The sequence below is a fragment of the Fictibacillus arsenicus genome, assembly GCF_001999465.1.
GTDB classification, from domain to species: Bacteria; Bacillota; Bacilli; order Bacillales; family Fictibacillaceae; genus Fictibacillus; species Fictibacillus arsenicus.
Window position 1 is genome coordinate 519,892 of the sequence record NZ_MQMF01000001.1, and the last position, 24,668, is coordinate 544,559.

At 38.4% G+C, this 24,668-nt stretch carries 29 protein-coding genes; 11 read left to right on the forward strand and 18 right to left on the reverse strand.

Annotated elements, in window-relative coordinates; genetic code table 11:
* Positions 1-463: 463 nt before the first annotated feature.
* On the reverse strand, positions 464-616 hold the full coding sequence (locus UN64_RS02525; RefSeq protein WP_077359523.1) for a sporulation protein YjcZ: 153 nt from the start codon (positions 614-616) through the stop codon (positions 464-466).
* Positions 617-838: 222 nt separating this feature from the next.
* Between UN64_RS02525 and UN64_RS02530 the strand changes: the two genes are divergently transcribed.
* From UN64_RS02530 to UN64_RS02545, 4 genes are read left to right on the forward strand one after another with little or no spacing between them, the layout of a single operon-like run.
* Positions 839-1,702 carry an alpha/beta fold hydrolase gene (locus UN64_RS02530; RefSeq protein WP_077359524.1) on the forward strand — a complete coding sequence of 288 codons (864 nt, stop codon included), beginning with the start codon at positions 839-841 and terminating at the stop codon, positions 1,700-1,702.
* Positions 1,699-3,180: a spore germination protein gene (locus UN64_RS02535; RefSeq protein WP_077359525.1), complete on the forward strand. Its 1,482-nt coding sequence runs from the start codon at positions 1,699-1,701 to the stop codon at positions 3,178-3,180. The genes UN64_RS02530 and UN64_RS02535 overlap by 4 nt, the downstream gene beginning before the upstream one ends.
* Complete coding sequence (locus tag UN64_RS02540) at positions 3,167-4,273, forward strand: GerAB/ArcD/ProY family transporter (protein WP_077359526.1); 1,107 nt, start codon at positions 3,167-3,169, stop codon at positions 4,271-4,273. Before UN64_RS02535 ends, UN64_RS02540 begins: the two co-directional genes overlap by 14 nt.
* A complete protein-coding gene (locus UN64_RS02545) occupies positions 4,270-5,334 on the forward strand; it encodes a Ger(x)C family spore germination protein (protein ID WP_077359527.1) in 1,065 nt (354 codons plus the stop codon). Before UN64_RS02540 ends, UN64_RS02545 begins: the two co-directional genes overlap by 4 nt.
* A 115-nt stretch (positions 5,335-5,449) precedes the next feature.
* Here UN64_RS02545 and UN64_RS02550 read toward each other — a convergent pair whose 3' ends face one another.
* From UN64_RS02550 to kynU, 4 genes are all read right to left on the reverse strand, one after another.
* Positions 5,450-6,577 carry a conserved virulence factor C family protein gene (locus UN64_RS02550; protein ID WP_077361087.1) on the reverse strand — a complete coding sequence of 376 codons (1,128 nt, stop codon included), beginning with the start codon at positions 6,575-6,577 and terminating at the stop codon, positions 5,450-5,452.
* A 2-nt stretch (positions 6,578-6,579) separates the two neighbouring features.
* Positions 6,580-6,888 (reverse strand): hypothetical protein, encoded by a 309-nt coding sequence (locus UN64_RS02555; protein WP_077359528.1) that lies wholly within the window; start codon positions 6,886-6,888, stop codon positions 6,580-6,582.
* 418 nt (positions 6,889-7,306) lie between these two features.
* Positions 7,307-7,930 carry an arylformamidase gene (kynB, locus tag UN64_RS02560; RefSeq protein WP_077359529.1) on the reverse strand — a complete coding sequence of 208 codons (624 nt, stop codon included), beginning with the start codon at positions 7,928-7,930 and terminating at the stop codon, positions 7,307-7,309.
* A 13-nt stretch (positions 7,931-7,943) separates the two neighbouring features.
* Entirely contained in the window at positions 7,944-9,215 is a 1,272-nt protein-coding gene (gene kynU, locus UN64_RS02565) for a kynureninase (protein ID WP_077359530.1), read from the reverse strand.
* A 105-nt stretch (positions 9,216-9,320) separates the two neighbouring features.
* Between kynU and UN64_RS02570 the strand changes: the two genes are divergently transcribed.
* Complete coding sequence (locus UN64_RS02570) at positions 9,321-10,490, forward strand: CapA family protein (protein WP_425590085.1); 1,170 nt, start codon at positions 9,321-9,323, stop codon at positions 10,488-10,490.
* 35 nt (positions 10,491-10,525) lie between these two features.
* Here the strand turns inward: UN64_RS02570 and UN64_RS20735 are convergent, their stop codons facing one another.
* From UN64_RS20735 to UN64_RS02585, 4 genes are all read right to left on the reverse strand, one after another.
* Positions 10,526-10,675 (reverse strand): hypothetical protein, encoded by a 150-nt coding sequence (locus UN64_RS20735; protein ID WP_171978776.1) that lies wholly within the window; start codon positions 10,673-10,675, stop codon positions 10,526-10,528.
* Between the two features lie 161 nt (positions 10,676-10,836).
* A complete protein-coding gene (locus UN64_RS02575) occupies positions 10,837-12,156 on the reverse strand; it encodes a Na+/H+ antiporter family protein (protein ID WP_077359531.1) in 1,320 nt (439 codons plus the stop codon).
* 143 nt (positions 12,157-12,299) lie between these two features.
* Positions 12,300-13,787 (reverse strand): leucyl aminopeptidase, encoded by a 1,488-nt coding sequence (locus UN64_RS02580; RefSeq protein ID WP_077359532.1) that lies wholly within the window; start codon positions 13,785-13,787, stop codon positions 12,300-12,302.
* Positions 13,788-13,869: 82 nt separating this feature from the next.
* The gene (locus UN64_RS02585; RefSeq protein WP_077359533.1) at positions 13,870-14,247 is read right to left on the reverse strand and encodes a DUF309 domain-containing protein; all 378 of its coding nucleotides are present in this window, start codon (positions 14,245-14,247) and stop codon (positions 13,870-13,872) included.
* Positions 14,248-14,360: 113 nt separating this feature from the next.
* Here UN64_RS02585 and UN64_RS02590 point away from each other — a divergent pair, with 113 nt between their 5' ends.
* Both UN64_RS02590 and UN64_RS02595 read left to right on the forward strand, forming a co-directional pair.
* The gene (locus UN64_RS02590) at positions 14,361-14,843 is read left to right on the forward strand and encodes a divergent PAP2 family protein (RefSeq protein ID WP_077359534.1); all 483 of its coding nucleotides are present in this window, start codon (positions 14,361-14,363) and stop codon (positions 14,841-14,843) included.
* Positions 14,844-14,859: 16 nt separating this feature from the next.
* Entirely contained in the window at positions 14,860-15,693 is an 834-nt protein-coding gene (locus UN64_RS02595) for a cobalamin-binding protein (RefSeq protein WP_077359535.1), read from the forward strand.
* A 33-nt stretch (positions 15,694-15,726) separates the two neighbouring features.
* On the opposite strand, the gene UN64_RS02600 is transcribed toward UN64_RS02595, so the two are convergent.
* The 5 genes from UN64_RS02600 to UN64_RS02615 all read right to left on the reverse strand — a co-directional run bounded on the left by UN64_RS02600 (position 15,727) and on the right by UN64_RS02615 (position 19,395).
* Positions 15,727-16,410: a 3D domain-containing protein gene (locus tag UN64_RS02600; protein WP_077359536.1), complete on the reverse strand. Its 684-nt coding sequence runs from the start codon at positions 16,408-16,410 to the stop codon at positions 15,727-15,729.
* 329 nt (positions 16,411-16,739) lie between these two features.
* Positions 16,740-17,063, reverse strand: coding sequence for a YuiB family protein (locus tag UN64_RS02605; protein ID WP_077359537.1), 324 nt, complete (start codon positions 17,061-17,063; stop codon positions 16,740-16,742).
* 80 nt (positions 17,064-17,143) lie between these two features.
* Positions 17,144-17,275 (reverse strand): YuiA family protein, encoded by a 132-nt coding sequence (locus UN64_RS20740; RefSeq protein WP_165389357.1) that lies wholly within the window; start codon positions 17,273-17,275, stop codon positions 17,144-17,146.
* Positions 17,276-17,423: 148 nt separating this feature from the next.
* A complete protein-coding gene (locus UN64_RS02610) occupies positions 17,424-17,906 on the reverse strand; it encodes an NUDIX domain-containing protein (protein WP_077359538.1) in 483 nt (160 codons plus the stop codon).
* 289 nt (positions 17,907-18,195) lie between these two features.
* A complete protein-coding gene (locus UN64_RS02615; protein ID WP_077359539.1) occupies positions 18,196-19,395 on the reverse strand; it encodes an NAD(P)/FAD-dependent oxidoreductase in 1,200 nt (399 codons plus the stop codon).
* A gap of 378 nt (positions 19,396-19,773) precedes the next feature.
* On the opposite strand from UN64_RS02615, the gene UN64_RS02620 reads away from it, so the two are divergent.
* From UN64_RS02620 to UN64_RS20750, 3 genes are all read left to right on the forward strand, one after another.
* Positions 19,774-20,754, forward strand: coding sequence for an NAD(P)/FAD-dependent oxidoreductase (locus UN64_RS02620; protein WP_077359540.1), 981 nt, complete (start codon positions 19,774-19,776; stop codon positions 20,752-20,754).
* Between the two features lie 68 nt (positions 20,755-20,822).
* Complete coding sequence (locus tag UN64_RS20745) at positions 20,823-20,996, forward strand: hypothetical protein (RefSeq protein ID WP_165389356.1); 174 nt, start codon at positions 20,823-20,825, stop codon at positions 20,994-20,996.
* A gap of 138 nt (positions 20,997-21,134) precedes the next feature.
* On the forward strand, positions 21,135-21,296 hold the full coding sequence (locus tag UN64_RS20750) for a hypothetical protein (protein ID WP_165389355.1): 162 nt from the start codon (positions 21,135-21,137) through the stop codon (positions 21,294-21,296).
* Positions 21,297-21,356: 60 nt separating this feature from the next.
* Here UN64_RS20750 and UN64_RS02625 read toward each other — a convergent pair whose 3' ends face one another.
* The gene (locus UN64_RS02625; protein ID WP_077359541.1) at positions 21,357-21,713 is read right to left on the reverse strand and encodes a HesB/IscA family protein; all 357 of its coding nucleotides are present in this window, start codon (positions 21,711-21,713) and stop codon (positions 21,357-21,359) included.
* Positions 21,714-21,795: 82 nt separating this feature from the next.
* Positions 21,796-21,975, reverse strand: coding sequence for an aspartyl-phosphate phosphatase Spo0E family protein (locus tag UN64_RS02630; protein WP_077359542.1), 180 nt, complete (start codon positions 21,973-21,975; stop codon positions 21,796-21,798).
* A gap of 339 nt (positions 21,976-22,314) precedes the next feature.
* Between UN64_RS02630 and mqnE the strand changes: the two genes are divergently transcribed.
* Positions 22,315-23,412: an aminofutalosine synthase MqnE gene (gene mqnE / locus UN64_RS02635; RefSeq protein ID WP_077359543.1), complete on the forward strand. Its 1,098-nt coding sequence runs from the start codon at positions 22,315-22,317 to the stop codon at positions 23,410-23,412.
* Between the two features lie 127 nt (positions 23,413-23,539).
* Here mqnE and dapF read toward each other — a convergent pair whose 3' ends face one another.
* Together dapF and UN64_RS02645 are read right to left on the reverse strand one after the other, a co-directional pair.
* A complete protein-coding gene (gene dapF / locus UN64_RS02640; RefSeq protein WP_077359544.1) occupies positions 23,540-24,403 on the reverse strand; it encodes a diaminopimelate epimerase in 864 nt (287 codons plus the stop codon).
* Positions 24,404-24,420: 17 nt separating this feature from the next.
* Positions 24,421-24,663, reverse strand: a complete 243-nt coding sequence (locus UN64_RS02645) for a hypothetical protein (protein WP_077359545.1) — start codon at positions 24,661-24,663, stop codon at positions 24,421-24,423.
* Positions 24,664-24,668: the final 5 nt, after the last annotated feature.

Here is a 24,668-nt window from a genome sequence, read left to right on the forward strand (position 1 = left end):
TCACTCAAACTACCTCTAGTTTCGCTCCAAATCTTCCTTTTTCGCTCAAAGCACTTCTTCTAACAGCAATATGTTACAAAAACAGCCTTTTGAACAGAACAAAACCGCCATAAATAAGGCGGTTTTACAATTGAGGCAACGCTATGACTACAGCAGGTTCTTTTTTAATAAACTTATGCTCTGTCTTATAGCCCGCTTTTTTTTGTTTCAAAAAGGTTCTCTTTGAAATTGGACGGGGCCTTGACCAGGAAAGGGAGTCAAGATTTTTCCAATTGTCATGTGTAATAATTTCACTTTTGTAGTAATAACAGTTTCCGCTAGTATACTCTTCACAAATATAGCGAACTGTTTGACGACTGTGCATATCATCTCTCCATTTTTTACTTCATTATCCCCGCATAACGTTTCATTCATACTTTAAGCAAAAAAAGGCCTGAAGACCCTACCTCCAAGCCTTAATCTGTTAATCTCTGTTGTTCCACCACCACCAGCCACCAAATATCAAGATGAGAATAAACAAGATTATTATTACAGCCCAGATCCAACCGTAGCCATAGCCCCCATAACCGTAGCCACCTGCATACGGGTAATAGTAAGGATAATATGGAAATGCCATCCTGCTACCTCCTTCATTTCTTTTCTTTATGCGTTCTTACTCCTTATTAAAATATGTACGAAGCAGGTAAAGAGGAATAGAGACAAACGCACAAATTTTGATTGGACTGCTGGAATTCCGGGATAAAACAACCTTTAAATAAAGGAAATAATTACACCTTGTATCTTAGGGAGCTTTGGTAAAACTACGTATAAGATTTTTGCGGACGGAGGGTGAAAGTTCATGGCCGTAAATAAACAGCATCCATTTGTTCCTGGATATCGGTTAAATGTAAACAATGTGGAAATCTATTACGAATACTTCGATCATGAAAGCCCTACTGCAAAAGTAATTGTGCTGGTTCATGGGTTTTTATCGTCTACAATCAGTTTCAGAAAATTACTTCCCTATCTGACAAAAGAATATAAAGTGATTGCTCTTGACCTGCCGGGGTTCGGTCAAAGTGAAAAATCTACAAGCTTTATCTATAAGCTTAGTAACTATGGACAATTAATCATTGATTTTTTAGACAAGCTTAACATTCAAGATGTGATATTAATCGGTCATTCTATGGGCGGTCAGATTAGCATGCATGCAGCAAGAAAAGCACCTAAACGAATTAAAAAGCTTATTCTCCTTGGTTGCTGTTCCTATGTAAAACGAGCGAGCCGTTCTTTAATCGCATGCTCTTATTTACCTTTGTTTACATGGGGAATGAAAAGCTGGATTCAAAAAAAAGATGTGAAACAAAACCTATTGGCAGTTTTGCATGATTCAAAATTAGTCACACAAGAAATGATCGACGGATACAGCAAACCTATAAGTGAAGCGGCTTTTATCAATTGTTTAATCCGGCTTTTAAGACACCGCGAAGGAGATATGAGTTCAGAAGAATTAAAAGAGGTAACCCAGCCAGTATTGATGATCTGGGGTAAGGAAGACCGAGTTATTCCTTTGAAAACTGGCTATAGGCTCAAACACGATCTCCCAAACGCCGAACTCATTGTCTATGAAAAATGCGGCCATCTTGTCATGGAAGAAAAACCAGAAGAGATCACAAAAGAAATTCTCCGTTTTATCGAACAGCCAAATGGGGCAAAGCCATGAGATTCTTTAAAACAGGAAAGTCAATAAAATCCCACCCCATTGCAGAAAAAAAAGAAAATAAACAGTTAGATAACAATATCCTTTGGCAAGAAACTGGTATTTCGGATTGGGAATCTGGTTATATTGAGTCTTTGATCTCACAAGAACGCTTTAATAAAGAGGTGCTTCGTTTCTTACAAGACCATAAGATGCTTTCAAGCAAAGAAATGTATGAGCAGCTTCCATTTGGAAATAAACATTGGAATGAAAACCCTGATAAAAAAACGATTAATGCCATGGTTCTGCAGGGATGTGTCGCACTAAAGAAAAGTTCATCTACAGGGATGATTTTCGTTCACCTAATGAAGGAACAAACCGTCAGAGCCATAAGTGTCCCAGAAGTAGAATTTAGTGTCATCGGCCCAAAAGAAGCTTTTAATGAGGCTTTAGAAACAAACTTGGTGCTGATTCAAAAAAGGCTGCCAACCTCTGCTCTGCAGATTGAGCTTATCGAAATCGGTTTGCGTACTAAAACAAAAGTGGCTGTTCTGTATTTAAAGGATGTTGCGAACGAACAAAATGTTAAGACATTGAAGGATCGGTTAGCTGGAATAGAATATGATCACATTTTGGATAGCTCTTATTTGATTCAAATGATCGAAGACAATAAAATGTCTATCTTTCCGCAATTTATTGATACAGAAAGACCTGACAGAATTGTTGCGTCTTTAATTGAAGGCAAGGTTGCATTCATAACACAAGGTTCTCCCCATGGTGTTTATGGACCTGTCTCGATCTTAGAATTCTTTTCGGCATTTGATGACTACTTTGTATCCTGGCATATTGCTTCTCTTTTCCGCTTAATGAGAATGGTCGCCGTATTTTTTTCCATTTTTGCAACACCTTTATATGTTTCCGTAATCACCTATCACCCTGAATTAATACCAGATGATCTTTTAACAACGCTCACAACTTCAAGGACAGACATCCCTTTTCCACCTGTACTTGAAGCCTTATTCCTGGAACTGACTATTGAATTATTAAGAGAAGCTGGAGCTCGTTTGCCTACAAAAGTCGGCCAAACGATCGGTATCGTTGGGGGGATCGTAATTGGAACAGCCTCTGTTGAAGCAGGTTTAACTAGTAACGTTCTTTTAATCATTGTCGCTTTATCAGCACTTGCTTCCTTTACGACTCCTGTATATCGAATGAGCAATGCGATCCGGCTTGTTCGTTTTCCGATGATTATTCTTTCAGGGTTTTGGGGACTCCTAAGTTTAACACTGGGATTAATGATGATTATTTCACATTTGCTGGCTTTAACATCATTAGGAAGACCATACCTTGCTCCTATATATCCTCCAAGACTTTCTGATTGGAAGGATTCGTTTGTAAGATTGCCCTTTTATGTGCAAAAAGAAAGACCTAAACAATTAAAGGTCAAAGAAAAACGAAAAATGAGCTGGTGGAAAAAGAGGGATATTGATGAATTTGAATAAAAGTAAATTTCCGCCTCAAGTTCATGAAAACGCCAAAATTGCACCAGAACTCGTTTTCTTTTTAGTTATTGGTGCACAAGTTGGAGTTGGAATCCTTGGTTTTGTTAGATATATAGCGAAGTTTGTTAATCAGGACAGCTGGCTTGTTGTTATAGTGGGAGGCTTAGGCATCCATCTCGTTATTTGGATGATGTTTTCCATTCTAAACAAGCATGGCGGAGATATATTTAATATCCACCATCAATTCTTTGGAAAATGGCTGTCAATACCGCTAAGTATGATGCTTTCCCTGTATTACCTGGCTACTGCGGTTGTAGTTCTTCGCACATTTATTGAAGCAGTACAAAACTGGATGTTTCCAGGTTTACCAACGTGGACACTTTCTCTGATTTTTGCAGGTTTAGCTTATTACATCGTATCAAAAGGATTTCGCGTTATTACAGGTATTGCGTTTTTCAGCTTTGTTTTAACTGTATGGATTTTGTTTACTCACTACTTCCCTATAAAACATGGACATGTAATCAATCTAATGCCTTTTCTCGATCATGGGTTAGGGGATTTTTATCAGGCGTTTAAAGTGATGGTTTTAAGTTTTATTGGCTTTGAATATTTACTTGCCTATTATCCTCATATTCAAGATCCAAAAAAAGCACAAAAATGGGCTCATTTTGGTTCAGCATCTACCACGGTTATTTATCTCATTACAACCATTTCAACACTGATGTATTTCAGTCCGAAGCAGCTGCAGGGGTTAACGTGGCCGACTCTTCAAGAATGGAAGATCGTTACCTTCCCTTTTATCGAGCGATTTGAATATATAGGAATTTCATTTTTCGGTATTGTTATCCTCATCAACCTTGCACTGGCACTTTGGGCTTCTTGCCGCGGATTAAACAGGGTGTTTGATATTAAGATCAGAATATCCGTATTTCCCGTTTCTCTTATTTTACTTCTTGCTCCTGCATTTTTCACAACCCGCTTTCAAGTAGATGAACTAAATAACTATACAGGAAAAATGGGATATTATTTGTTTTATGCCTATATACCGCTGCTTTTTATAATAAGTATTTTTAAAAAAGGAGCAAACAAATGAAAAAGATAATTCTCCTTTTTATGTGTTTTTTATTAAGTGGATGTGCAGAAAGAGAGATTTTGGATGACATTACAATCGTAAGAACACTTGGATTTGATAAAGCATCAAAAGACAATGAAATAAAAGGTACAATCAATTATCCGATATTTATTAACGAACAAACTTTTAAAATGAAATATTTATCTGCATCTGGAGAAACGTCAAAAGAAATTAGAAACGAACTAAATGAAATGACAGCGAGACCTCTCTTTGTTGGTAAGCTAAATACGGTGTTGTTCAGCGAGAAACTTGCCCGGGAAGGAATCATGGAAACACTGGATACGCTGCAAAGAGATCCCGGTGTAGGAAGAGCTATTTATCTGGGTATCACTAAACAAAGTGCTGAGAGTGTTTTATCCGATGATTATGATCAAATAAACTTGGACGGCAACTATTTCAGCAACTTGATCAAACAAAATGAAAATTATTCTAATCTGCCGTATTTAAATTTCCATACATTCCTATACGCTTTTTTTGCCGATTGTATGGATCCTGTGATGCCATATTTATCAAAGAAAAGCAATGCTGTTAAGATTACAGGGCTTGCTCTTTTTAAAAATGATAAGATGGTCGGCACAATAAATGAACATCAAATCCTGATTTTTAAAACTTTGTATCAAAAATTTAACGAAGGAAGCTACCAGTTCAAATCGAAGAATTACAAAGGCAATCTCGAAATATTAAAAAGTAAATTGCACTACAAAATTATCAAAAAACCTCATCAGAAAGTAATGATTGCAGTAGATGTAAAAGGCCGCTTAACTGAGTATACAAAGGTTAATGCGGGTGATCCAAAAGTAGTAAAAGGAATAGAAAATACCATAAAAAAAGAACTTGAAAATAATGCCAGCGAGTTAATCCGTAAATTTCAAGATCTAAATATAGATCCACTCGGTATCGGGGAACATGTACGTTCACAAACAAGGGGCTTCAATTCTAAAAAATGGCTTGATCAATATCAAAATACAGATATTCAGGTTGTATATAACCTGAAAATTTCGGAATCTGGGATATCACAATAATGTGCTGTTTCCAAAACTCAGGTGAACTGACTTTTGGCAGCCTGAATTTTTTATTTTCCAAATAAAAAGAGGCTGACTTTTTACTTAAAAGTCAGCCTCTTATTTTTTAAAAACTTTATTGTTCACGGCTCTTTGTCATCTGCTGCCAAACCGTTCCTGCTGCTTCTTCACCGCTTTGAATGCGCTCTAAAGCTATTTTCACTTGTAAAGCTACTTCAAATTCCGGGTCATCCTGAGCAGCTTTTAATGCTGAAACTGCTGTCTCATCTCCCACTTCAAAAAGAAAACGTGCTGCACGCCATCGAACTAATTTGTTTTTATCAGAGAGTGCATCACACATTACTGGAATGGCCTTTGGGTTGCCCAGATCGGACAAGGCATCACCTGCTGTTCGTCTTACAGACACATTTTTGTCCTGCAAGGCAAGATACAATAATGGTAGAACAGCTTCATCTTCAATCATTCCTAAATAGACAACTGCTAAACGTCTGATGGATGGCTTTTCATCCTTTAAAGCTTGTTTCAAAACCATTACATCATCTAGTGTCGGATTCATTCTTTCGAGTGCCGCATACCGGGTCTGCCAGTCACTGTCACGAAGTTTCTCAGCAACCTCGGTAGTGGAAACTTCCTCTTCCTCTACATCTTTGTCCTCATTTGAGCTATACGCTTGTTCTACTAACTGATCAAGACGTTCTTGCGGATAAACGGCTGACAGTTCTTCGGCTACTTCATTTCCTACTTGATCAAATGTTCCATAACGAACACCTTGTTCTTCCCATTTCCGCTCCATTACAAGGTTATCTGAAGCATCTTGAGCTGCAAGTGCTGCTTTTGCAAAACGTTCAGGTAGTCCAACACGTTTTTCTTCTTTTTCCGTCTTAAGCTTAATCTGCATCGGCAAGCCGCGGAACATTTGAATAAGAACTGTAATTTCAGTGATTTCTTCTTCCTTTTCCTCACTTTGTTCTGCAGCCGCTTCTTCTTCCTGTCCAAATACTTTTCGTACTCCGGCTAAAATATCTTCCCATTTCGAACGGGGATTCCGGTCGAGAGCCATAAAGTCAGCAACATGATAGATGCTCTTTACCCCTTCTACTTTCAAGATTTCCTGAATAAATTCAGGTGCGTTCTGATCATTGTCTTTTGTATAATTGTGGCGCTCTGTTCCTGGCAGTGTCTCATCTAAATTTATTTTCATGGAGTTCGGGCTTGGCGTTGGTTCAATTCCTGTGATCTTCAATATCATTCACTCCCTCTCATCAACTCTTTTTTATTTATTGATTGTAAAAAGCTAGCTATCTGCTCTTTTTCTTTATCCGTAAACTTGTACTCACAATCCACACCTTCATCATGTGCAATGATTTCCTGAAGCTCACCGTCTTTATCATATACGGCAAGTGCACTTGGATCATTTAATCCTTCAGGCAGAATTTCCACATTTTCAATATCAAATGAGATATAAACATTTAACCATGGTCCTACCTGATTAATTTCATAGCCAGTGAAGTTTAGTTTTCCTTCAAAATAATTTGTAAAACCATACTTAAACATAGTTTTCCTCCAATAAGCATCTCTTTCCTATTATAAGGAACATCCATCTAAATCTCAAAAAATGCTGTTTAACATAAAAACAAACACATAAAAATGTGCTTGTTTTTAAAGAAGGATTTTTTTTGGCTCATTTTGTAATACAAACTTGTTGCTTTTTGAAAGTGGTTGATTTCCGTTACAGGATGCTCGCTTTCCGCGGGGCGTGCGGTGAGCCCCCTTAAAAGATAATCATTCAAGGAAGCGTTCTGCTCCTGCGTCTACAAGAAAATGCTACTGAAGTGAGCTTCCTCGTCGCATGCCTTGCTAGAAGTTTTTCAAGTAGTAGGCACGCACCTGGCACTCCAATCAACTTTTCAATGAAGAGAACGAACAAAGTGAACCTAAATCAACAATCTTTTTGAGAGAAGAGACATAAAGATCAATATATTTCTTTGAGAATAGCGCGCACAGGGCTGCCATCTCCATCTTGTAACGGAAGAGGCAGCGCGATCAGTTCATACTCGCCTTCTGGAACGTCATCGAGCACAAGCCCTTCTAAAATATGAATGTTATGCTGATGAAGCGCATGGTGTGCTTGCAATTCCTTGCTGTCAAGCGGATCTACTGACGGCATGTCCACTCCAATCAGACCTACTCCATGCTTTTTTAAAAATGGAACCAATTCTGGAGATACAGGGACGATTTGTTCCGGGAAATTAGTACGGTCACTCCAGCAGCTCGTCTTAAAAATCACACGTTTTGTGCCGTTTTTAAGTTTCCCTTCTACACTTTCAATTGTAATCTCCAAAGCACCAGTAACATCGATCACCAAAGCGGGACCTGTGTATAGATCAAGAGGCAGGTCGATGACTCTTTTCCCTTCATTATCAAAATGAAAAGGAGCATCGATATGTGTGCCAGTATGAGTACTCATTTCAAGTCTGCCTACGTTAACAGATCCCGAATGTTCTTTCGTCCAAGCTAGATCAAATGTATAAGGAGTGTCTCCTGGCCAGCCAGGAACACCATTATATAGCGGCATAGAAATATCAAATATCTTCACTCTTCAAATCTCCTTATGCGATAACTTCCCGTTTATTTTCATATTTCTCATATTCACGAGTGTTCATTATTTTAGCTAAAATGTGGACAGCATCATAAACATCACGGAACGAATTGTAAAGAGCAACAGGAGCAAGTCGGATCACATTAGGAGCACGGAAGTCAGGAACGATGCCATTATCTTTAAGCGCCTTACAGATTCTAGCTGCATCGTTATGCATTAATGCTACATGTCCGCCTCGTCTTGCATCGTCTAGCGGATTTACAATTTTAAATACATCTTTCAGCTCTTGATCTAAGAGATCCATTAATAATGTTGTGAGTTTTAATGATTTACTTCTGATCCTTTCAATCTTCGCTTCTTCGAAAATTGAAAGCGAACCGATTAAAGGCGCTGTACTGAGCATATGCGGAGTGCCAATTTGAAATCCGCCAGCAGATTCTTCTGAGTCAAAAGTATGATCCATATCAAACTGCGATTCTTTTTTGCTTCCGAACCATCCCGAAAGTCCAGGTGTTCTTATGAAATGCTTTTTGTTTACATAAATACCGCCTACTCCCCCAGGCCCTGCATTTACATATTTATAGTTGCACCATAAAGCGAAATCAACGCCCCATTTAGACAGGTCATGAGGAATCGCACCGATTGAATGACAAAGATCAAATCCAATCGGGATATTTCGTTTATGCGCCTCTTTTGTCAATCGTTCCATATCAAGCAATTGACCGCTGCGGTATAGAACAGAAGGCAGCACGATGAGAGCAACGTCATCTGTCATCGCATCAATGATATCCTGCTCATCCAAAGTCATACCGTTCTTGCTCTTTACTTGAACCAGTTCTGTTTCAGGGTTAAGTCCTTTAAGCTTCAGCTGGCTTTGAAGTGCATAAATATCTGACGGAAAAGTCAGCTCATCTGCTAAAATCTTCGTCTTGCTTGCTTTTGGCTCAAAAAATGTAGCCACCAGCTGATGCAGGTTTACTGTTGTTGATCCGGTAACGATTACTTCCTTCGCTTCTGCACCTACTAATACTGCTAACTTTTCAGCTAGCTGTTCACTCAGTGTGAACCAAGGGTATTTCCCACCCATCCAGCCGTCAATTCCATGCTCTTTCCAATCGTTAAGAACGTCCAATAAAGACTGTTCAGCTCGTACTGACAAAAGACCTAAAGAATTTCCGTCTAAGTATATCGAATCATTTTTCACATAAAACTCGTTTTTAAAAGAAGCCAGTTCATCATTCTGATCTAAAAGTTCTACTGTTTCCGCTGTGATTTGGGTCATCTTGTTAATTCCTCCTGCAACTAGTTCTTGTAACCGTTTTCAATACAAGGTAAAAAGACATATACTTTTCCCCTCATCTTCCATTATGATAGAGCCAAGGGGGTGTTGCCAGTGAAACGTTATTTGTGGTTTTCCGGAATAATTTCCGCTTTCTTTATTACCATTGCACTCTTATATATGTATAATAACGCAGATTTACAGGCGATAGAAGAGAAAAAGGCACCCAAACAAGAAAATACGGCCGTGCCAAAAAAGAAAGAGCCTGAACCTGCCGTTGAAAAGCCAGTCGAAAAAACGACGAGCCTTATACTTGCTGCTGTCGGTGATATTTTAATTCATGACACTGTTTATAATAAAGCCAAACAGCAATCAGGCGCATATAATTTCAATCCAAACTTTGTACCGGTAAAACCCTATCTGACACAGCCTGATATTACAATGGCCAATCAAGAGACGATGATAGGCGGTACACAATTTGGGTTATCTTCTTATCCATCTTTTAATTCTCCTCACGAAGTGGGTGATGCCTTAAAAGAGAATGGTGTTGATATTGTTACGCTAGCAAATAACCATACACTTGACCGCGGAGAAAAGATTATTCTAAGCGCGTTAAATTATTGGAACGATATTGAAGTTATGTATACAGGAGCATATATTTCAAAAGACGATCAGCAGAACATCAGGATCATGAAAAAGAACGATATCACGATTTCCTTTTTAAGCTATACATACGGCACTAACGGAATACCTGTACCAGCTGGAAAAGATCATCTTGTAAATTTAATCGAAGCAGAAAAAATTAAAAATGACATAAAAAGAGCCAAAGATTTGTCAGAAGTATCTGTTGTGTCTTTGCATTTTGGCAACGAATACGAGAGAATGCCTAATGAATTTCAAGAAGAAATCGTTAAAGTTGTCACAGAAGCTGGCGGTGACATTATTATCGGACATCATCCTCACGTCCTTCAGCCAGTAAAATGGGAAACCGCAAGTGACGGCTCAAAAACATTTGTTGCCTATTCATTAGGGAATTTCCTATCTGGTCAAAGAAGGAATTTTAAAGATATCGGCGGCATCGTTCAACTCACTGTAACAAAACATGTAAAAGGTGAAGAAATCACAATCGGTCTGGCGGAACCTAAATTCCTTCCGACTTATGTGGATCGTTCTTTCGTTATCCATCCTATGAAAGATCTGCCTGAAATGAAAAAATCTTATGACGAGATCAAGTCACACATGAAGCACTGGGTACCCGAACTGAATTTCTTTGAATAAAGCAAAAAAGCTGGCTCAGTTGAGCCAGCTTTTGCTTATTTTCCTTTAGACCGCGGACTTTGTGTATCTCTTTTTGGGATTTCGTCTGCAAATTTTTCATCTGAAAATTCTACGTTTGTCATACTTTCTGTCGGTGTCATATTGTTTTTTGCCGCTGCATCTAAAGCATGTTTTCTTTTCGCCATTGTTACATCCCTCCTTATAAATAGGATGTGTACTTTTGTAAAAAAATAAAGGCTGTTTTCGTAAACATTGTTGCTATTAGATGAGGTTGCTTTCCGAAACAACAATCTTTTAGAAATGAGGCAAAATAAAAGACAGACTCTAAAAGAGCCTGTCTTTTAACTTATAACACCATCGCCGCGATGAAACCAAATGCGATTAATGGCAAGTTGTAATGAAGAAAAGTTGGAACACACGTATCCCAAATATGATTATGCTGATTATCTACATTCAAACCAGATGTTGGTCCAAGTGTACTATCTGATGCTGGTGAACCTGCATCTCCTAGTGCTGCAGCCGTTCCAATCAACGCGATTGTCGCCATTACACTAAGACCTAACTCGCCTGCAAGCGGAACAAATATCGTTGTTATGATAGGAATCGTTGAGAATGAAGAACCAATCCCCATTGTTACAAGCAAGCCAATCACTAACATTAGCAACACTCCAAGGGCTGTAGAGTTACCAATAAATGCAGCACTTTCTTTTACCAATGTCTCAACTTCACCTGTCTCACGCATTACCGCAGCAAATCCTGCAGCAGAAATCATAACGAAACCGATGTAAGACATCATTTTCATACCTTCAGTTAGAACAGCATCTGAAGATTTTAATTTTAATTGACCGCTAAAATAGAGCAGCACAATACCTGAAAGAGCACCGAAAATCATTGAATCAGTCTGGAGTTGTACGAAAAGAGTTGCAGCAATTGCTAGAACTGCTGTAATAATTGATCTTTTAGTATAAACTGCTGCTTCCGAAACAGAAGAGCCGACAACTTTATTTTCATAGCTGCGGGGTTTTCGATACGTAATAAAAACAGCAATCAACAATCCTGCGATCATACCTAGTGAAGGTATTGTCATCGCTGTTGGAATTTGATCCATTTTTACGGTTAATCCGCTATCCTTCATGTTTGTCTGAAGAATTTCATGAAATATGCCTCCAAAACCTACTGGGAACCACATATATGGAGTTATCAAACCAAATGTGATAACTGTTGCTACTAGACGTCTGTCTAGCTGAAGTTCATTCAAAACATGCAGAAGCGGCGGAATGAAAATTGGAATAATGGCGATATGAACAGGGATCAGGTTTTGAGAAAAAGATGAAATCATTAAAATGACAAAAAGAATAAGAACTTTCGATAGAGATTTTTTTCTCGTTTCTCCATCTTTCCCTACTAGCAAGATGGCTTTGTTAACCATCAAAGCCGGAAGTCCCGTTCGTGACAGAGCCACAGCAAAACTTCCTAATAACGCATAACTTAGTGCAATAACTGCATTGGATCCTAACCCTTCGGTAAATACGGTTATCGTTTCTGTAAGTCCCATTCCGGCGATAACTCCGCCCGTAAGTGCACCTACTAGTAAAGCAACAACTACATGTATACGTAAAAGGCTTAGTACCAGCATAACTGCTACTGCTAATACCACAGCATTCATCTTTATTTCCTCCTCGAAAGCTTTATTGCTTTATTTCGCTAAATCGCTAATTTGTTAAACCTTTAACAAATTAACATGTTTGTCGAACTGTGTCAATAAAAAAAGGGAGACTGAATCATGATAGATTCAGCCCCCTTTTTATTTTACGCTTTAAAGTTTCTAACAAATGTCGTCAATGTTCGGACCATTACTCCTGTCGCACCCTTAGGACCAAGCTCAGATGCTCTTGATGAGTACGCTGTTCCAGCAATATCTAAGTGTACCCAAGGTGTTTTCTCTGCAAATTCACCTACAAATAATCCCCCTGTGATCGCATGCCCCAGTCTTCCAGTGGCGTTATTAAGATCAGCGACATCACTTGTTTTCAACATGTCTTTAAATGGCTGGAAACTAGGGAGCAGCCACAAAAGTTCTGCTTCATCTGAAGCTGATTGCTTAATATGCTCATAGAAGTTTTCATCATTCGTTAAGGCACCTGTTGTGCAATCTCCAAGGGCTACCAATACGCCCCCTGTTAACGTTGCAACATCAACGATGAATTCCGCCCCTTGTTCTTTTGCGTAAGTAATGGCATCACCAAGAATAAGGCGTCCTTCAGCGTCGGTGTTACGTACTTCAATCGTTTTGCCGCTTAATGAAGTGATAACGTCACCTGGCTTCATGGCAGATCCGTTTACAAGGTTTTCTGAAGACGGAATAACAAACATTACGTTTATTTCAGGCTTCAATCGGCCAATAGCTTCCATGGCACCCAGCACAGCGGCACTACCACCCATATCACTTTTCATCTCATGCATGTTTAATGCTGGTTTGATCGAGTATCCGCCGGCATCAAACGTTAAGCCCTTACCAACTAATGCAACCACAGAATCCCAGGTTTTTCGTCCTTGGTATTTTACTGTAATCAACTTTGGCGGTTGATCAGATCCTTGACTTACGGCAAGAATCCCTCCCATACCCAGCTTTTCCATGTCTTCTTTTTCTAAGATTTCGTACTCCATTCCGTATTCTAGTGCTACATCGATGGCTTCAGCAGCAAGATCTGTTGGGGTCAGCAAGTTAGCTGGCGTGTTAACTAGATTTCGTGCGAGATTAATACCTTTCGCATATGCATATCCACTTGTTAATCCAGCTTCCACTTCACTATTTTCTGTATAAACCGTAACTTGCTCCAGTCTTTTTTGGGGTTCATTAGATTTCTTTTTATAGTTCTCAAATTGGTAAGCCGAAGTCCCTGCCGCTTCACTAAAAGCATGGGCAAGTTTTTCCATTGAAATTTGATCACTTTTAAATGTATCTAAAAGGATTGAAAAATGAGTTCTTTTCTCTTTTGAAATTTCTTGAACGGCTCTTCCAAACGTATTTCTCACTCTATCATACGTAAGCTCTTCTCGTTTTCCTAAGCCAGCAAAATAAATGCGCTTTGTACCAATCTGATTCAGCGTATTTAATTTATTTATACTTTTTAATTTATTCGAAAGGTCTCCGTCTTTAATCAGTTCGGTAATATGACCTAGAAGCTGTTCATCTATATCTGCCATTACTCCTGAAAGTTTAGGTTCTTGAAATAAACCGACCAGTAGGACTTCTTCTTGTTCTTTAGCATTCCATGGATGTTTTATTGTAAACACGTTAAAGTTCCCCCTTATTCATAATCTTACTTTCTAGACTCATTATACTCTTTCTTTTAGAATATTTCGAATTCATCTTGTTTTATTCTTCTAAATTAATATAGTATTTCGGCAGCACAGGAAGAGTGTTTGATGCTGTGAATGGAACTCTGTCTATATGTAAAGGCATTAAATCTAGACATTGTTCGATAAAATGAAGAATAGGTTCTAAATCTAATTTCCAGAAATGAGGTTTGTATGGTGTCAGGTAGAACTTCGCGGCTTTCATCATTTCTCGCGCACCTTTGACATTGCCGTACTCATAATGATATAAGGCGACTGTCATCTGCAGCAAGCCTTTAATGAACAAGTTGCTGCGGTCTGTCAGCCATATCTCCTCTAATAGGTCATGCCCTGTATAATAGTCACCTTCATTAAATACAACAAAAAACTCGTAATACTCCTGAGGAAAAAAGTCCATCTCAAAAACCCCTTCCATAATTCATGTTACCAGAGATTGAACATCATTCAAATCGGGTAACAACTATCTAAAATAGCCATACTATAAACCACCACAATGAGAGGGAGCCAATTATGTCTGATCTATTCTTTAACTTTCCATTAATCGCAGCATTATTAGGCGTTTTTTCTGCACAATTCTTAAAAATCCCTATTCACTACTTCCAAACAAAAAAAATCAAATGGGATCTATTTATAAGCACAGGGGGAATGCCGAGTTCACATTCAGCTTCCGTTACCTCTCTTGCCACTGCAGTAGGTGCCATGCATGGTCTAGGTTCTTCTCTTTTTGCTATTGCAGCAATGTTCGCTATTATTGTAATGTATGATGCAAAAGGTATTCGATGGCATGCAGGAGAACAAGCCGCTGTATTGAATGATTTAGTAGAAGAATTCAGAGATCATGTTAAGAAATCTAATAAAAAATTTGAGCAGAAAGATGTCGAAGAGCAAAGAAAAGAATTAAAAGAGCTTTTGGGACACAGCCCTAAAGAAGTATTTTTTGGCGGGCTTCTCGGAATAACACAAACATTAATTCTATCGTGGCTCATTTTATAATAGGAGGTACTTTGTTTTGAAGCTGGTCTCAATATGCCCGAGCAATACAGAGCTTCTTCATTTCTTAGGAGCAACTCCCGATCTGATTGGAATCGACGACTTTTCGGACTGGCCTTCAGACGTGGAACGACTGCCCCGATTAGGACCCGATTTATCCATTGATATGAACAAGCTTGAAGCTTTAAAACCAGATTTAGTTTTAGCAAGTTTAAGTGTGCCTGGAATGGAGAAAAACATAGAAGAATTGAACAAGCGAAACATTCCTCATGTCATCTACGACCCACAATCTCTTACAGATATTCAAAATGATCTGCTGGATTTAGGAAAAAGGCTAAACAGAACTGAAGAGGCTTGTCATATTGTTAAATGGATTAAAAATGAAATAGAAGAATATGAGAGAATTAGCGACTCTCTACTATATCGTAAAAGAATCTTTTTCGAATGGTGGCCAAAACCTGTTTTCACACCTGGAAAGATAAATTGGCTAACAGAGATCTCACGTCTTGCCGGTGGTATGAATATTTTTGAAGATGTAGAACTCGCCAGCGTGCAAACAACATGGGAAGATGTTGTGGGTCGAAAACCTGATCTGATCGGTATGGTTTGGGTGGGTGTAAAGACGGATAAAATGAATCCTTCTCATATACAAAAGAGGGAAGGCTGGGACTTATTAAGCGATCATGGAACTGAGATTGTAAAGCTTGAGGAATCATTATTTTGCCGTCCTTCACCGCGTTTAATCTTCGGTCTAAAAAGACTTGCAGCACTTATTCATCCATATGATTATCCTGCTTTTTTACCTGAGCAAGAAGAAATGTATATGAAAGAGCTTCAAGTTATCATCAGATAACCTGAAGCTCTTTCTTAAGTTATGTAGCTTATATCAATATATAAGCTGCTGTCTAAACACTTGCATGGATTCATCTTCATTCATCGCCTTAAGTTCTGTTTCAGTTATGTCACCATCACCGCGCTGCACAACGTACACTTTAATTGTTTTCTTGCCCCATTTTTCATATACTTCTTCTACCGTATTGTAATAGAGGTCAATTCTATGCCCTTTAATTGCAGACCCCGTATCAGCAACGACACCATAGCCGTATCCTGGTACCCATAGAACGGTTCCAATCGGAAAAATTCTTGTATCGGCAGCAATTGTTGAGTATAAATCCCTTTTTACTTTAACTCCAGATTTCGTTATTCCATAGGCAGGATGAGTTTTTTCTTTTCCGGTACTCTCTTTACCAGCAGTATAACCTGTCGCCGTTACATTTACTGCTGGATATTTCGAAAAATCAATCGTATCCTCTATTGATTTTGGAGGGTTTACCTCAGCAGAAGAAAGCATCATGTTTGGCGCATAAAATGATGGCATTGATTTTAACGTTTGTGACAATGTTTTTAAAGCAGCGTCTACGATTGGAATATCACTGGATTGTTTTTCATCCAGCCAGCTCGCGATATCGTCTGCCTGAACCCCGGAAACAGAACGAAACGTGGTGAAAATAGCACAAACAAATAAAATTGTGAGCACTGTTCTTTTTGCAATTTTTCTTAATTTAAGCAAAAAATGTCCACTCCTCTCCTTTCTATTCCTTCCCAAACTTGAAAAATTGTATACGGAATAGTTGTTTAGTAAGAAACAGAAGAGATTTCGACGGAGATAATGTCAGTTTTGGTGGGCGAAACGATCTATTAGCAGATACCCCTTAAGGTATAAAAGAGAATATTCCCACGGTAAATGGAGTTAATCCCACGTTAATTCCTTTTTTTCTAACATTAAATTGAAATAATCCCACGTTAAATGAAAAATAACCACGAGAAGACAAACATCGACAATTCCCGATAGGAGAATACCCCACAATAAAAAAAAGACTCCCCAGAGAGGAGAGTCTTTTAGAACATCTGATAACCGCGGACACGTAGCATCTTGATCGCGACACCTGCTAATATAGCACCGATCAGTCCGAAAGTTAATATTGTTATATCTGAAGGAGATAAGTTTACTAAATCACTTCCAAGCTTTTGAAAACTTGAACCTGGCTTAGTAAAATACTCAAAAAATCTTATATCATCCACAATCATTACGACGACTAGAGGATAAAGAATAACCATAAACCATGTAGCGCGCAGAAGCATATTAAACAAAAAGCCTATTCCAAAAAAGAGAACCATGAAAAGCAGCATTGAAATAAAAAACTGTGGTAAAAGCAAATCCATGATGTTGACACCCCCATATATCTGTCGTTAGTTTACTAAATGGGGGGATTTCCGTCAATTACATTGAGAGCGTTACCTTGCTAAGCTCTTTTCTTTCCGCTTCCGCAGCATTCTACACACGTTTCAGAACCTCCAAGCAAAAGCTGGAAATATCCTTTACCTTCACAATATTGACATTGATCATGTTTTTTCTGAACCGCATGTTTTCTCATGTTGTAACACTCCCTTGTTTTAGTTTAAATTTTCAGATAATAATAACAAGGAATCTGGAAGTTGAAAAACCTGTTTTAAGGCTAAATAACCTGATGTAAGCGTAAACATTGAGCACAATCTTAAATTATCAGAATATTTCGTACATTTTTATCTACAATCAAAAATTTTATACGAAGTGTAGCCGAATATATCTCCCGGGTTAATTTTATCCTCGATATGCTTATTGTTTTCATTCATAAAATAATGAACCATTAAGGACGTGGCCGGGTCCTCCTTAAGATTCTCAGGAGTCAAAAATGCAGCTCTTTCGATTTCGTTTTCATCCGCAAACAATGCCCCACTCTTCTTTTTTAGCAGAAAAACAATCATATTATCACTGATGGTTTCTTTGATTACGCCTGAACGAATACCTAATACTGAAACCACTTCTCCTAAAATACCAGTCTCTTCAAAGACTTCTCTGACTGCTGCTTCGTCAACGGTTTCTCCTACATCAACAAATCCTGCGGGAATGGACCATTTGCCTTTTAATCCACCATACTTCTTCTTTACGACGAGCCATTTCCCGTCATTATCTATTAAAAGGCCAGCAGCTGCAAGCCAAATCTTTCCTCTGTCTTTTTTAGTCATTAGCTTGTCCCCTTCTTTTAACTGAAATCTATAAGATGTTGCATCTGTAGTTTTTGCTTTGCTTCATTGATAAGTTGATTGAAGCGTAAGGTGTGAGACTCCTATGGGACGAGCGATCAGGTGGAGACTCCTAATGGCGCAAAGCGGCAGGAGGCTCACCGCACGCCCCATGGAAAGCGAGCAACCTGAAGCGGAAATCAACTACTTTCAAAAACAACCCTGTATAACGAAAACTGCATATAAAAAGAACAGAAGCATTAGCTCCTGTTCTTAGTTTACACGATTCGATTTAGAAAAGTTTTAATTTACCTTTTTTAATAACCATTGGTACCCCGCCAAGCAAGAACAGGTAACGGTTGTCGATTACTTTTTTCATTGCTGATGCTGTAGCACCGAACAATTTCTTGTTTCCTACTTTACCGATCGCTTCACCTTTACCAAGTGATGCAACAGTACCTTTAATGTCAGGTTTGAATTCTTCAAGCTTTCCGCCATTCATTAATGCTTTGATGTTGCGGCCGATTGTATAAGCTTGCTGAATTGCGATCTGTGCAGTTGGAGGGTATGGACGGTTTGCTTCTTCGTCGATGATAAGAGCGCAATCCCCTGCAACAAAGATGTAATCAAATCCTGGCATACGAAGGTCCTTATCAACTTTTACACGTCCGCGCATTGTTTCAAACCCAGCTTCTTCTACTAGATGGTTTCCGCGTACTCCGCCTGTCCAAACGATAGTGTTTGCTTTGATTTCTTCGCCATTCGCAAGAACAACGCCATCTGTATTACACTCTTTGATCGGCGTGTTAACAAGGAACTCAATTCCGCGGCGCTCAAGGTTATTGATTGCATACTCAACAAGCTCTTCATCAAATCCAGGAAGTACTGTTGGAGCAGCCTCGATATTTACGATACGCACTTTTTCACGTGGAATATCATACTCGCGGCAAAGCTCAGGTACACGGTCAGCAAGTTCACCAACGAACTCGATGCCTGTGAATCCAGCTCCACCTACTACGATTGTAATAAGCTCGTCTTTTTGACCTTCGTTATTATAGCGAGCAAAAGAATAATCGATATGCTCACGGATTTTACGTACTGAGTTAATGCTGCGGATGCTGAATGCATTTTCCTTAAGACCTTGAATTCCAAAAGTTTCTGGATCTGATCCTAGGGCAATAACTAAATAGTCATATGTTAACTCTTGGTTTTCTAGTACAACACGCTTTTCATCTTTTTTAATTTCTACAACAGTATCTTGTACAAAGTTCACTTTGTTCATATCAATGATGTTGTCGATCATGATACGTGTTTTATCGTGATGCAAAGTACCTGCTGCATTTTCGTGAAGCCATGTTGTTTGATAATGATAGTTATGTTTATTTACCAGTGTTACTTCTGCTTCATCTGATCCTAATTCTTTCTGTAAACGAACAGCTGACATGATACCGCCATATCCGCCGCCTAGAATAAGTATTTTTGGCTTACTCATAAATTTCACTTCCAGTTCTCATTTTTTTTAGTTTGACCTTTTCATTCATTAAATATGAAGAAAAGGAATAGATTGTGATATATTTCACGTAATAAGATAAAATAAATGCAAAAAAATGTTCGAAATATCGACATCTTTTTTTCATACGTACTCATCTTATTCCTTTTTTCTTGTTTTTTCAACCCTTTTTTCGTTATGATAAATATTCAATTCTTTTATGAATTGTTGTCTTTTGGAGTATCACTCTATGCCAAAATATACTAGTAAAAAAAGAGGACTTTTTGCCTTCATAAAGAATGTTTATGAGAGATAGCAAAGAGTTCTGGTCAGAACATATTTCGTGTTCATCAGTCATAGAAAACAGAAGAGGTGAAAGTGATGGCAAAAGAAATTTACGATATTACGATTATTGGTGGAGGTCCATCTGGATTATTTGCTGCATTCTACGGCGGCATGCGTCAAATGAAGGTTAAAATTATTGAAAGTATGCCTCAGCTCGGCGGTCAGCTTTCTGCATTATATCCTGAAAAATACATATACGATGTTGCCGGCTTCCCAAAAGTTCTGGCTCAAGATCTTGTTAACAACTTAAAAGAGCAGGCTATGCAATTTAATCCTGCGGTTGTCTTAGAAGAGTCTGTTCAAAACGTTGAAAAAAACGATGAAGAGATTTTCGAATTAACTACCGATAAAACGGTTCATTATAGTAAAGCAGTTCTGATTACCGCAGGTGTTGGTGCATTTCAGCCACGCCGATTGGAATTAGCATCTGCACAGCAATATGAAGGTAAAAACCTGCACTATTTCGTAGATGATCTTCAAGCATTTGCAGGCAAAAAAGTTCTGGTTTGCGGCGGCGGAGATTCAGCACTGGACTGGTCGTTGATGCTGGAGCCTATCTCACCAGAAGTGACACTGACTCATAGACGTGACAAGTTCCGTGCACATGAGCACAGTGTTGAACAATTAATGAACTCAAAAGTTGTTGTTAAAACTCCATATCAAGTAACCGAATTGATTGGTGACGGTGAAAACATTTCAGCTGTCGTTTTAGAAAACGGAGACTTGAAAGAAACAATTGAAGTAGATGCAGTTATTGTTAACTACGGATTCATTTCTTCTCTAGGTCCGATTAAAACGTGGGGTCTCGATATCCAAAAGAATTCGATTGTTGTTAACTCTAAAATGGAAACAAACATTAAAGGCATCTATGCTGCAGGCGATGTGTGTACGTATGACGGCAAAGTTAAGCTGATTGCTTCCGGTTTTGGCGAAGCACCAACAGCAGTAAATAACGCGAAAACATATATCGATCCTAATGCAAAAACGCAGCCTATGCACAGCACAAGTTTATTTTAAAAACCAGAAAGGCGCCGGACAATGGTTCTGGTGCCTTTTTTACATATTTAATGAAGGAGGGAAATCAATTGAATAGACAATTTACGGAGGAAGAAATGCATGCTGCTGATTGTTTGCAGGAAATCCAAAGAATCGTAACCCAGCTTCATATAACTGACGAATCCTTTTTGGAGGAAACAAGAGTTCAAGTCCCTCGACTAAAAGAACTCTTAAGTGAATTGGAAAAGTACACCTTGGAATAATTTCCTTCTGGATTCAGGAGTCATTCTTTGTTATTATAGGTTGTGAGGCGGACAAGTGCCGCTGACAAATTAGTTTTTTTACCCGGTGTTGGCGCGCCGGGTTTTCTTTTATCCTTCTTTAGACGAGGAGATCAATCAATGGAAATGAATTTGATTTTTGGTATCGTATTTTTTATTTTAGGAACTGTTTTAATGCCCCTTGGTTTAAAACAGACAAGCAAACAAAACAAAATGCTGCTTATAGGTGCATCCGTTTTCTCGGATTTAATAGGTCTTGCATTAATATTTAAACTTATATAAAAATACTTAACATAACAAAAACCTCCTGAACGAATTGTTCAGGAGGTTTCATAATATGGTTTAGCACTCTTCTGGAGTACCGGCATTTGTTGCTGTACGGAAAGATGATCCGCAGCCGCATGATGCGATGGCATTTGGATTTGTAATCGTAAACCCTCCGCCCATCATGTTTTGTTTAAAATCAACAACAGTGCCTTTTAGCACTTTCGCACTTTCTTCATCTACAACGACGCGAATACCTTCAATCATTTCTTCTTGGTCTGAATCGGCAAGGTCACTATCGAATCCCATTCCATACGACAGTCCTGTACATCCTCCGCCTTTAACCGCTACGCGAAGAAATTGATTTTTATCTTCTTCATCAGCCAGCATTTCCTTGATCCTGCTTGCTGCACTTTCTGTAATCTCAATGATCATTCACTTTCACTCCTTTTAATAAGGATTATGGCTTAAGTATACCGTTTCTGCTTTAAGCTCTCAAGGTATCAGCTTTGGCACACTATTTTTCGTTAAGCTGCAACTGCATAATTTTATTATGAGTTTCATCAATTTTTTTACTATATTTTAAAACCATAGGGTGCTGTATTCCAAAAGTATTTGCTGTTTGTATCATTTTATTTCGAAGGCTTTCTAATTGTTGAATTTTTTCTAATCTAGCGGCAGCTGATGTGGCTTTCATTTTCGTCACTCCACTCTTAAATTTAAGACAAGTAAGGTATATCTATTTTACAGTTATTTCAATTAATAGACAATAATCCCCTAGTAAAAAATACATATTTTTTTGTATTGGAAAGTTTTTTATAAAAGTGACTTCCTTGTCCAAATGTATGATTAGGCTTATAATGAAAAAAGCATCTTGATGCCTGAATAAGCTTGTTTTATTGAATTATCTTTTTAATTCCTTATTTTACATAGTATTCGCATCGTCTTTGTAAAAGGAGAGCATAGTCTCTTCCTAAGGTCCAAAAAATTTAAAAATCATCCGAACATTTCATTAGAAAATTAGGGGGATAAAAACATGGCAAATATTTTAACGTACGATACTAGAATGGAAGCAATTGCAGAAAAAGTTAAACATGGTGAACGTCTTACAATAGAAGATGGGTTGTATCTTTATGAAACTAATGATTTATTATCTGTAGCTTCACTCGCAAATGAAGTGAACAGTCAAAAAAACGGAGATCATGTCTATTTCATCGAAAACCTTTATATCAATCCAACAAACGTTTGTGAAGCAACTTGCAGTTTCTGCGGATTCAAACGCAAGCCTGGAGAAGAAGGCGCCTATACAATGAACGATGAACAGCTACTAGAGTATGTTCAAAAACGCTGGAATGATAATATTCGTGAGTTCCATATCGTTGGCGGACACAATCACGAAGTACCATTTGATTACTACTTAAATACCATCAGCACATTGAAAAAGCACTATCCTCAAGTAACTGTAAAAGCATATACTGGGGCTGAAATTGAATTTTTCTCTAGAATCGCTGGTATTTCAATGAAAGACGCATTGCAGGAGCTTATCAAGGCTGGTCTTGATACGATGCCAGGCGGAGGAGCTGAAATTCTTACTGAACGTTATCGTTTAAAAATGAGTCCTGACAAAGCATCAACTGATCAATGGCTTGAGGCTCACGAAATCGCACATGGTTTAGGATTGAAAACCCACGCTACAATGCTATACGGTTCCATTGAAACGAAAGAAGAGCGCTTGATTCATATGGATCGGCTGCGTCAGCTTCAAGATGTAACGAACGGTTTCATGGTATTTATTCCACTTGCGATGCAGCCACGTTCACAATCGATGGGCTTAACGAGAAGAACATCTGCTTTCGATGATATGAGAACGATGGCAATCAGCCGTCTCATGCTTGATAACTTTGACCATATAAAGGCGTACTGGATTAATATCGGCGTACAGCTTACACAAATGGCTCTTACTTTTGGATCCGATGATATCCATGGAACACTGATCGAAGAGCGCATCTCACATGCTGTTGGTGCTTTAACATCAGCCGGGATTACCCGTAAAGAACTCGTTCATTTAATCAAAACTGCGAACAAAGTTCCTGTTGAACGTGATACATTCTATAACATTATTAAAAAGTATTAATTTACGAAGAAAGCCCGACTACCTTTTATAGTCGGGTTTTTTTTATGATTTTTTTTACGGTACGTGTTCTTATATTTTTTACATGTACGCTCAAAATTGCCAGGCTTTCGCTCAGAATGGCAATATTTTATTTTATATAATATTCACCGGTACAGATAACTTCAGCTGGACCGGTCATTAACACATCACCTTCATCCTGCCAATTAATAATTAGATCTCCACCAGCTAAATGAACGGTAATATCCGTGTTTTTCTCAGCTTTTTTGTTTAAAACAGCTGCAACTGCAGCCGCACATGCTCCTGTACCACAAGCTTGTGTAATGCCGGAACCCCTTTCCCAGACTCGAAAATGCATTTCCTGTTCGGAAACAATCTCTACAAATTCTGCATTTACCCAATCAGGAAATATTGGATCTTTTTCAATTACGGGTCCTAGTGAGTGTAATGGTGCTTCCTCAATGTTATCTACAAAGAAAATCGCGTGCGGGTTACCCATTGAGACTGCAGTCATATTTAGATCGTTTCCTTTAAAGGAAACGGGTTCATTGATAACGGAGCTCTTGTTTGAGAATCCTTTTACAGGAACTTGATCAGGAATGAGAATAGGGTTACCCATATTAACGGTTACCTGACTAACTAGATGGTTTTCATCAACTATAAGTTTTGCAGTTACGAGTCCCCCAAGTGTTTCAATTTGGAACTCATCTTCCTCAACAATGCCATTTTCATAAGCATACTTTGCTACACATCGCAGCCCGTTTCCGCAATTTTTTGCTTCTGAACCATCGTTATTAAATATCCTCATTTTAACCGGTGCTTTTTCGCTCGGACAGATTAATATCATTCCGTCAGACCCGATTCCTGTATAGGGGTTAGATACGGCAACAGCAAGATCTGCAAGGTCAGCTTCAGCGATTGTTTCTTCAAACATGTTCACATAGATATAATTATTTCCGAGTCCATGCATTTTTGTGAAATTCATTTTCTTCATGTTTTAGTTAATGCTCCTTATTGTGGACCTCTTAATTTTTCATCTGTATAAAAATAATCGTCATCAGCATTAAGAATTGTAAGCTTTCCATGACAGCACGGCATGATCAACCGCTGCTTTACGCCTTCTTTTGCAAGCTCCAACTGCTCTTCTTTAAAGCTTGTAAGTACGTTGTCACTTTTACAAAATGGACACTCTGCGATATAGATGTCATTCATCATTCGTTCATAAGGCCATGTATATTCAAAGGTTATTTTCATGTGAT

Coding starts and splice junctions, on each gene's coding strand:
- UN64_RS02525 (WP_077359523.1), bottom strand. CDS start 616: ATGGCATTTCCATATTATCCTTACTATTACCCGTATGCAGGTGGCTAC.
- UN64_RS02530 (WP_077359524.1), top strand. CDS start 839: ATGGCCGTAAATAAACAGCATCCATTTGTTCCTGGATATCGGTTAAAT.
- UN64_RS02535 (WP_077359525.1), top strand. CDS start 1,699: ATGAGATTCTTTAAAACAGGAAAGTCAATAAAATCCCACCCCATTGCA.
- UN64_RS02540 (WP_077359526.1), top strand. CDS start 3,167: ATGAATTTGAATAAAAGTAAATTTCCGCCTCAAGTTCATGAAAACGCC.
- UN64_RS02545 (WP_077359527.1), top strand. CDS start 4,270: ATGAAAAAGATAATTCTCCTTTTTATGTGTTTTTTATTAAGTGGATGT.
- UN64_RS02555 (WP_077359528.1), bottom strand. CDS start 6,888: ATGTTTAAGTATGGTTTTACAAATTATTTTGAAGGAAAACTAAACTTC.
- kynU (WP_077359530.1), bottom strand. CDS start 9,215: ATGACCCAAATCACAGCGGAAACAGTAGAACTTTTAGATCAGAATGAT.
- UN64_RS20735 (WP_171978776.1), bottom strand. CDS start 10,675: ATGGCGAAAAGAAAACATGCTTTAGATGCAGCGGCAAAAAACAATATG.
- UN64_RS02575 (WP_077359531.1), bottom strand. CDS start 12,156: ATGAATGCTGTGGTATTAGCAGTAGCAGTTATGCTGGTACTAAGCCTT.
- UN64_RS02585 (WP_077359533.1), bottom strand. CDS start 14,247: ATGGACTTTTTTCCTCAGGAGTATTACGAGTTTTTTGTTGTATTTAAT.
- UN64_RS02590 (WP_077359534.1), top strand. CDS start 14,361: ATGTCTGATCTATTCTTTAACTTTCCATTAATCGCAGCATTATTAGGC.
- UN64_RS02605 (WP_077359537.1), bottom strand. CDS start 17,063: ATGGATTTGCTTTTACCACAGTTTTTTATTTCAATGCTGCTTTTCATG.
- UN64_RS20740 (WP_165389357.1), bottom strand. CDS start 17,275: ATGAGAAAACATGCGGTTCAGAAAAAACATGATCAATGTCAATATTGT.
- UN64_RS02610 (WP_077359538.1), bottom strand. CDS start 17,906: ATGACTAAAAAAGACAGAGGAAAGATTTGGCTTGCAGCTGCTGGCCTT.
- UN64_RS02615 (WP_077359539.1), bottom strand. CDS start 19,395: ATGAGTAAGCCAAAAATACTTATTCTAGGCGGCGGATATGGCGGTATC.
- UN64_RS02620 (WP_077359540.1), top strand. CDS start 19,774: ATGGCAAAAGAAATTTACGATATTACGATTATTGGTGGAGGTCCATCT.
- UN64_RS20750 (WP_165389355.1), top strand. CDS start 21,135: ATGGAAATGAATTTGATTTTTGGTATCGTATTTTTTATTTTAGGAACT.
- UN64_RS02625 (WP_077359541.1), bottom strand. CDS start 21,713: ATGATCATTGAGATTACAGAAAGTGCAGCAAGCAGGATCAAGGAAATG.
- UN64_RS02630 (WP_077359542.1), bottom strand. CDS start 21,975: ATGAAAGCCACATCAGCTGCCGCTAGATTAGAAAAAATTCAACAATTA.
- mqnE (WP_077359543.1), top strand. CDS start 22,315: ATGGCAAATATTTTAACGTACGATACTAGAATGGAAGCAATTGCAGAA.
- dapF (WP_077359544.1), bottom strand. CDS start 24,403: ATGAAGAAAATGAATTTCACAAAAATGCATGGACTCGGAAATAATTAT.
- UN64_RS02645 (WP_077359545.1), bottom strand. CDS start 24,663: ATGAAAATAACCTTTGAATATACATGGCCTTATGAACGAATGATGAAT.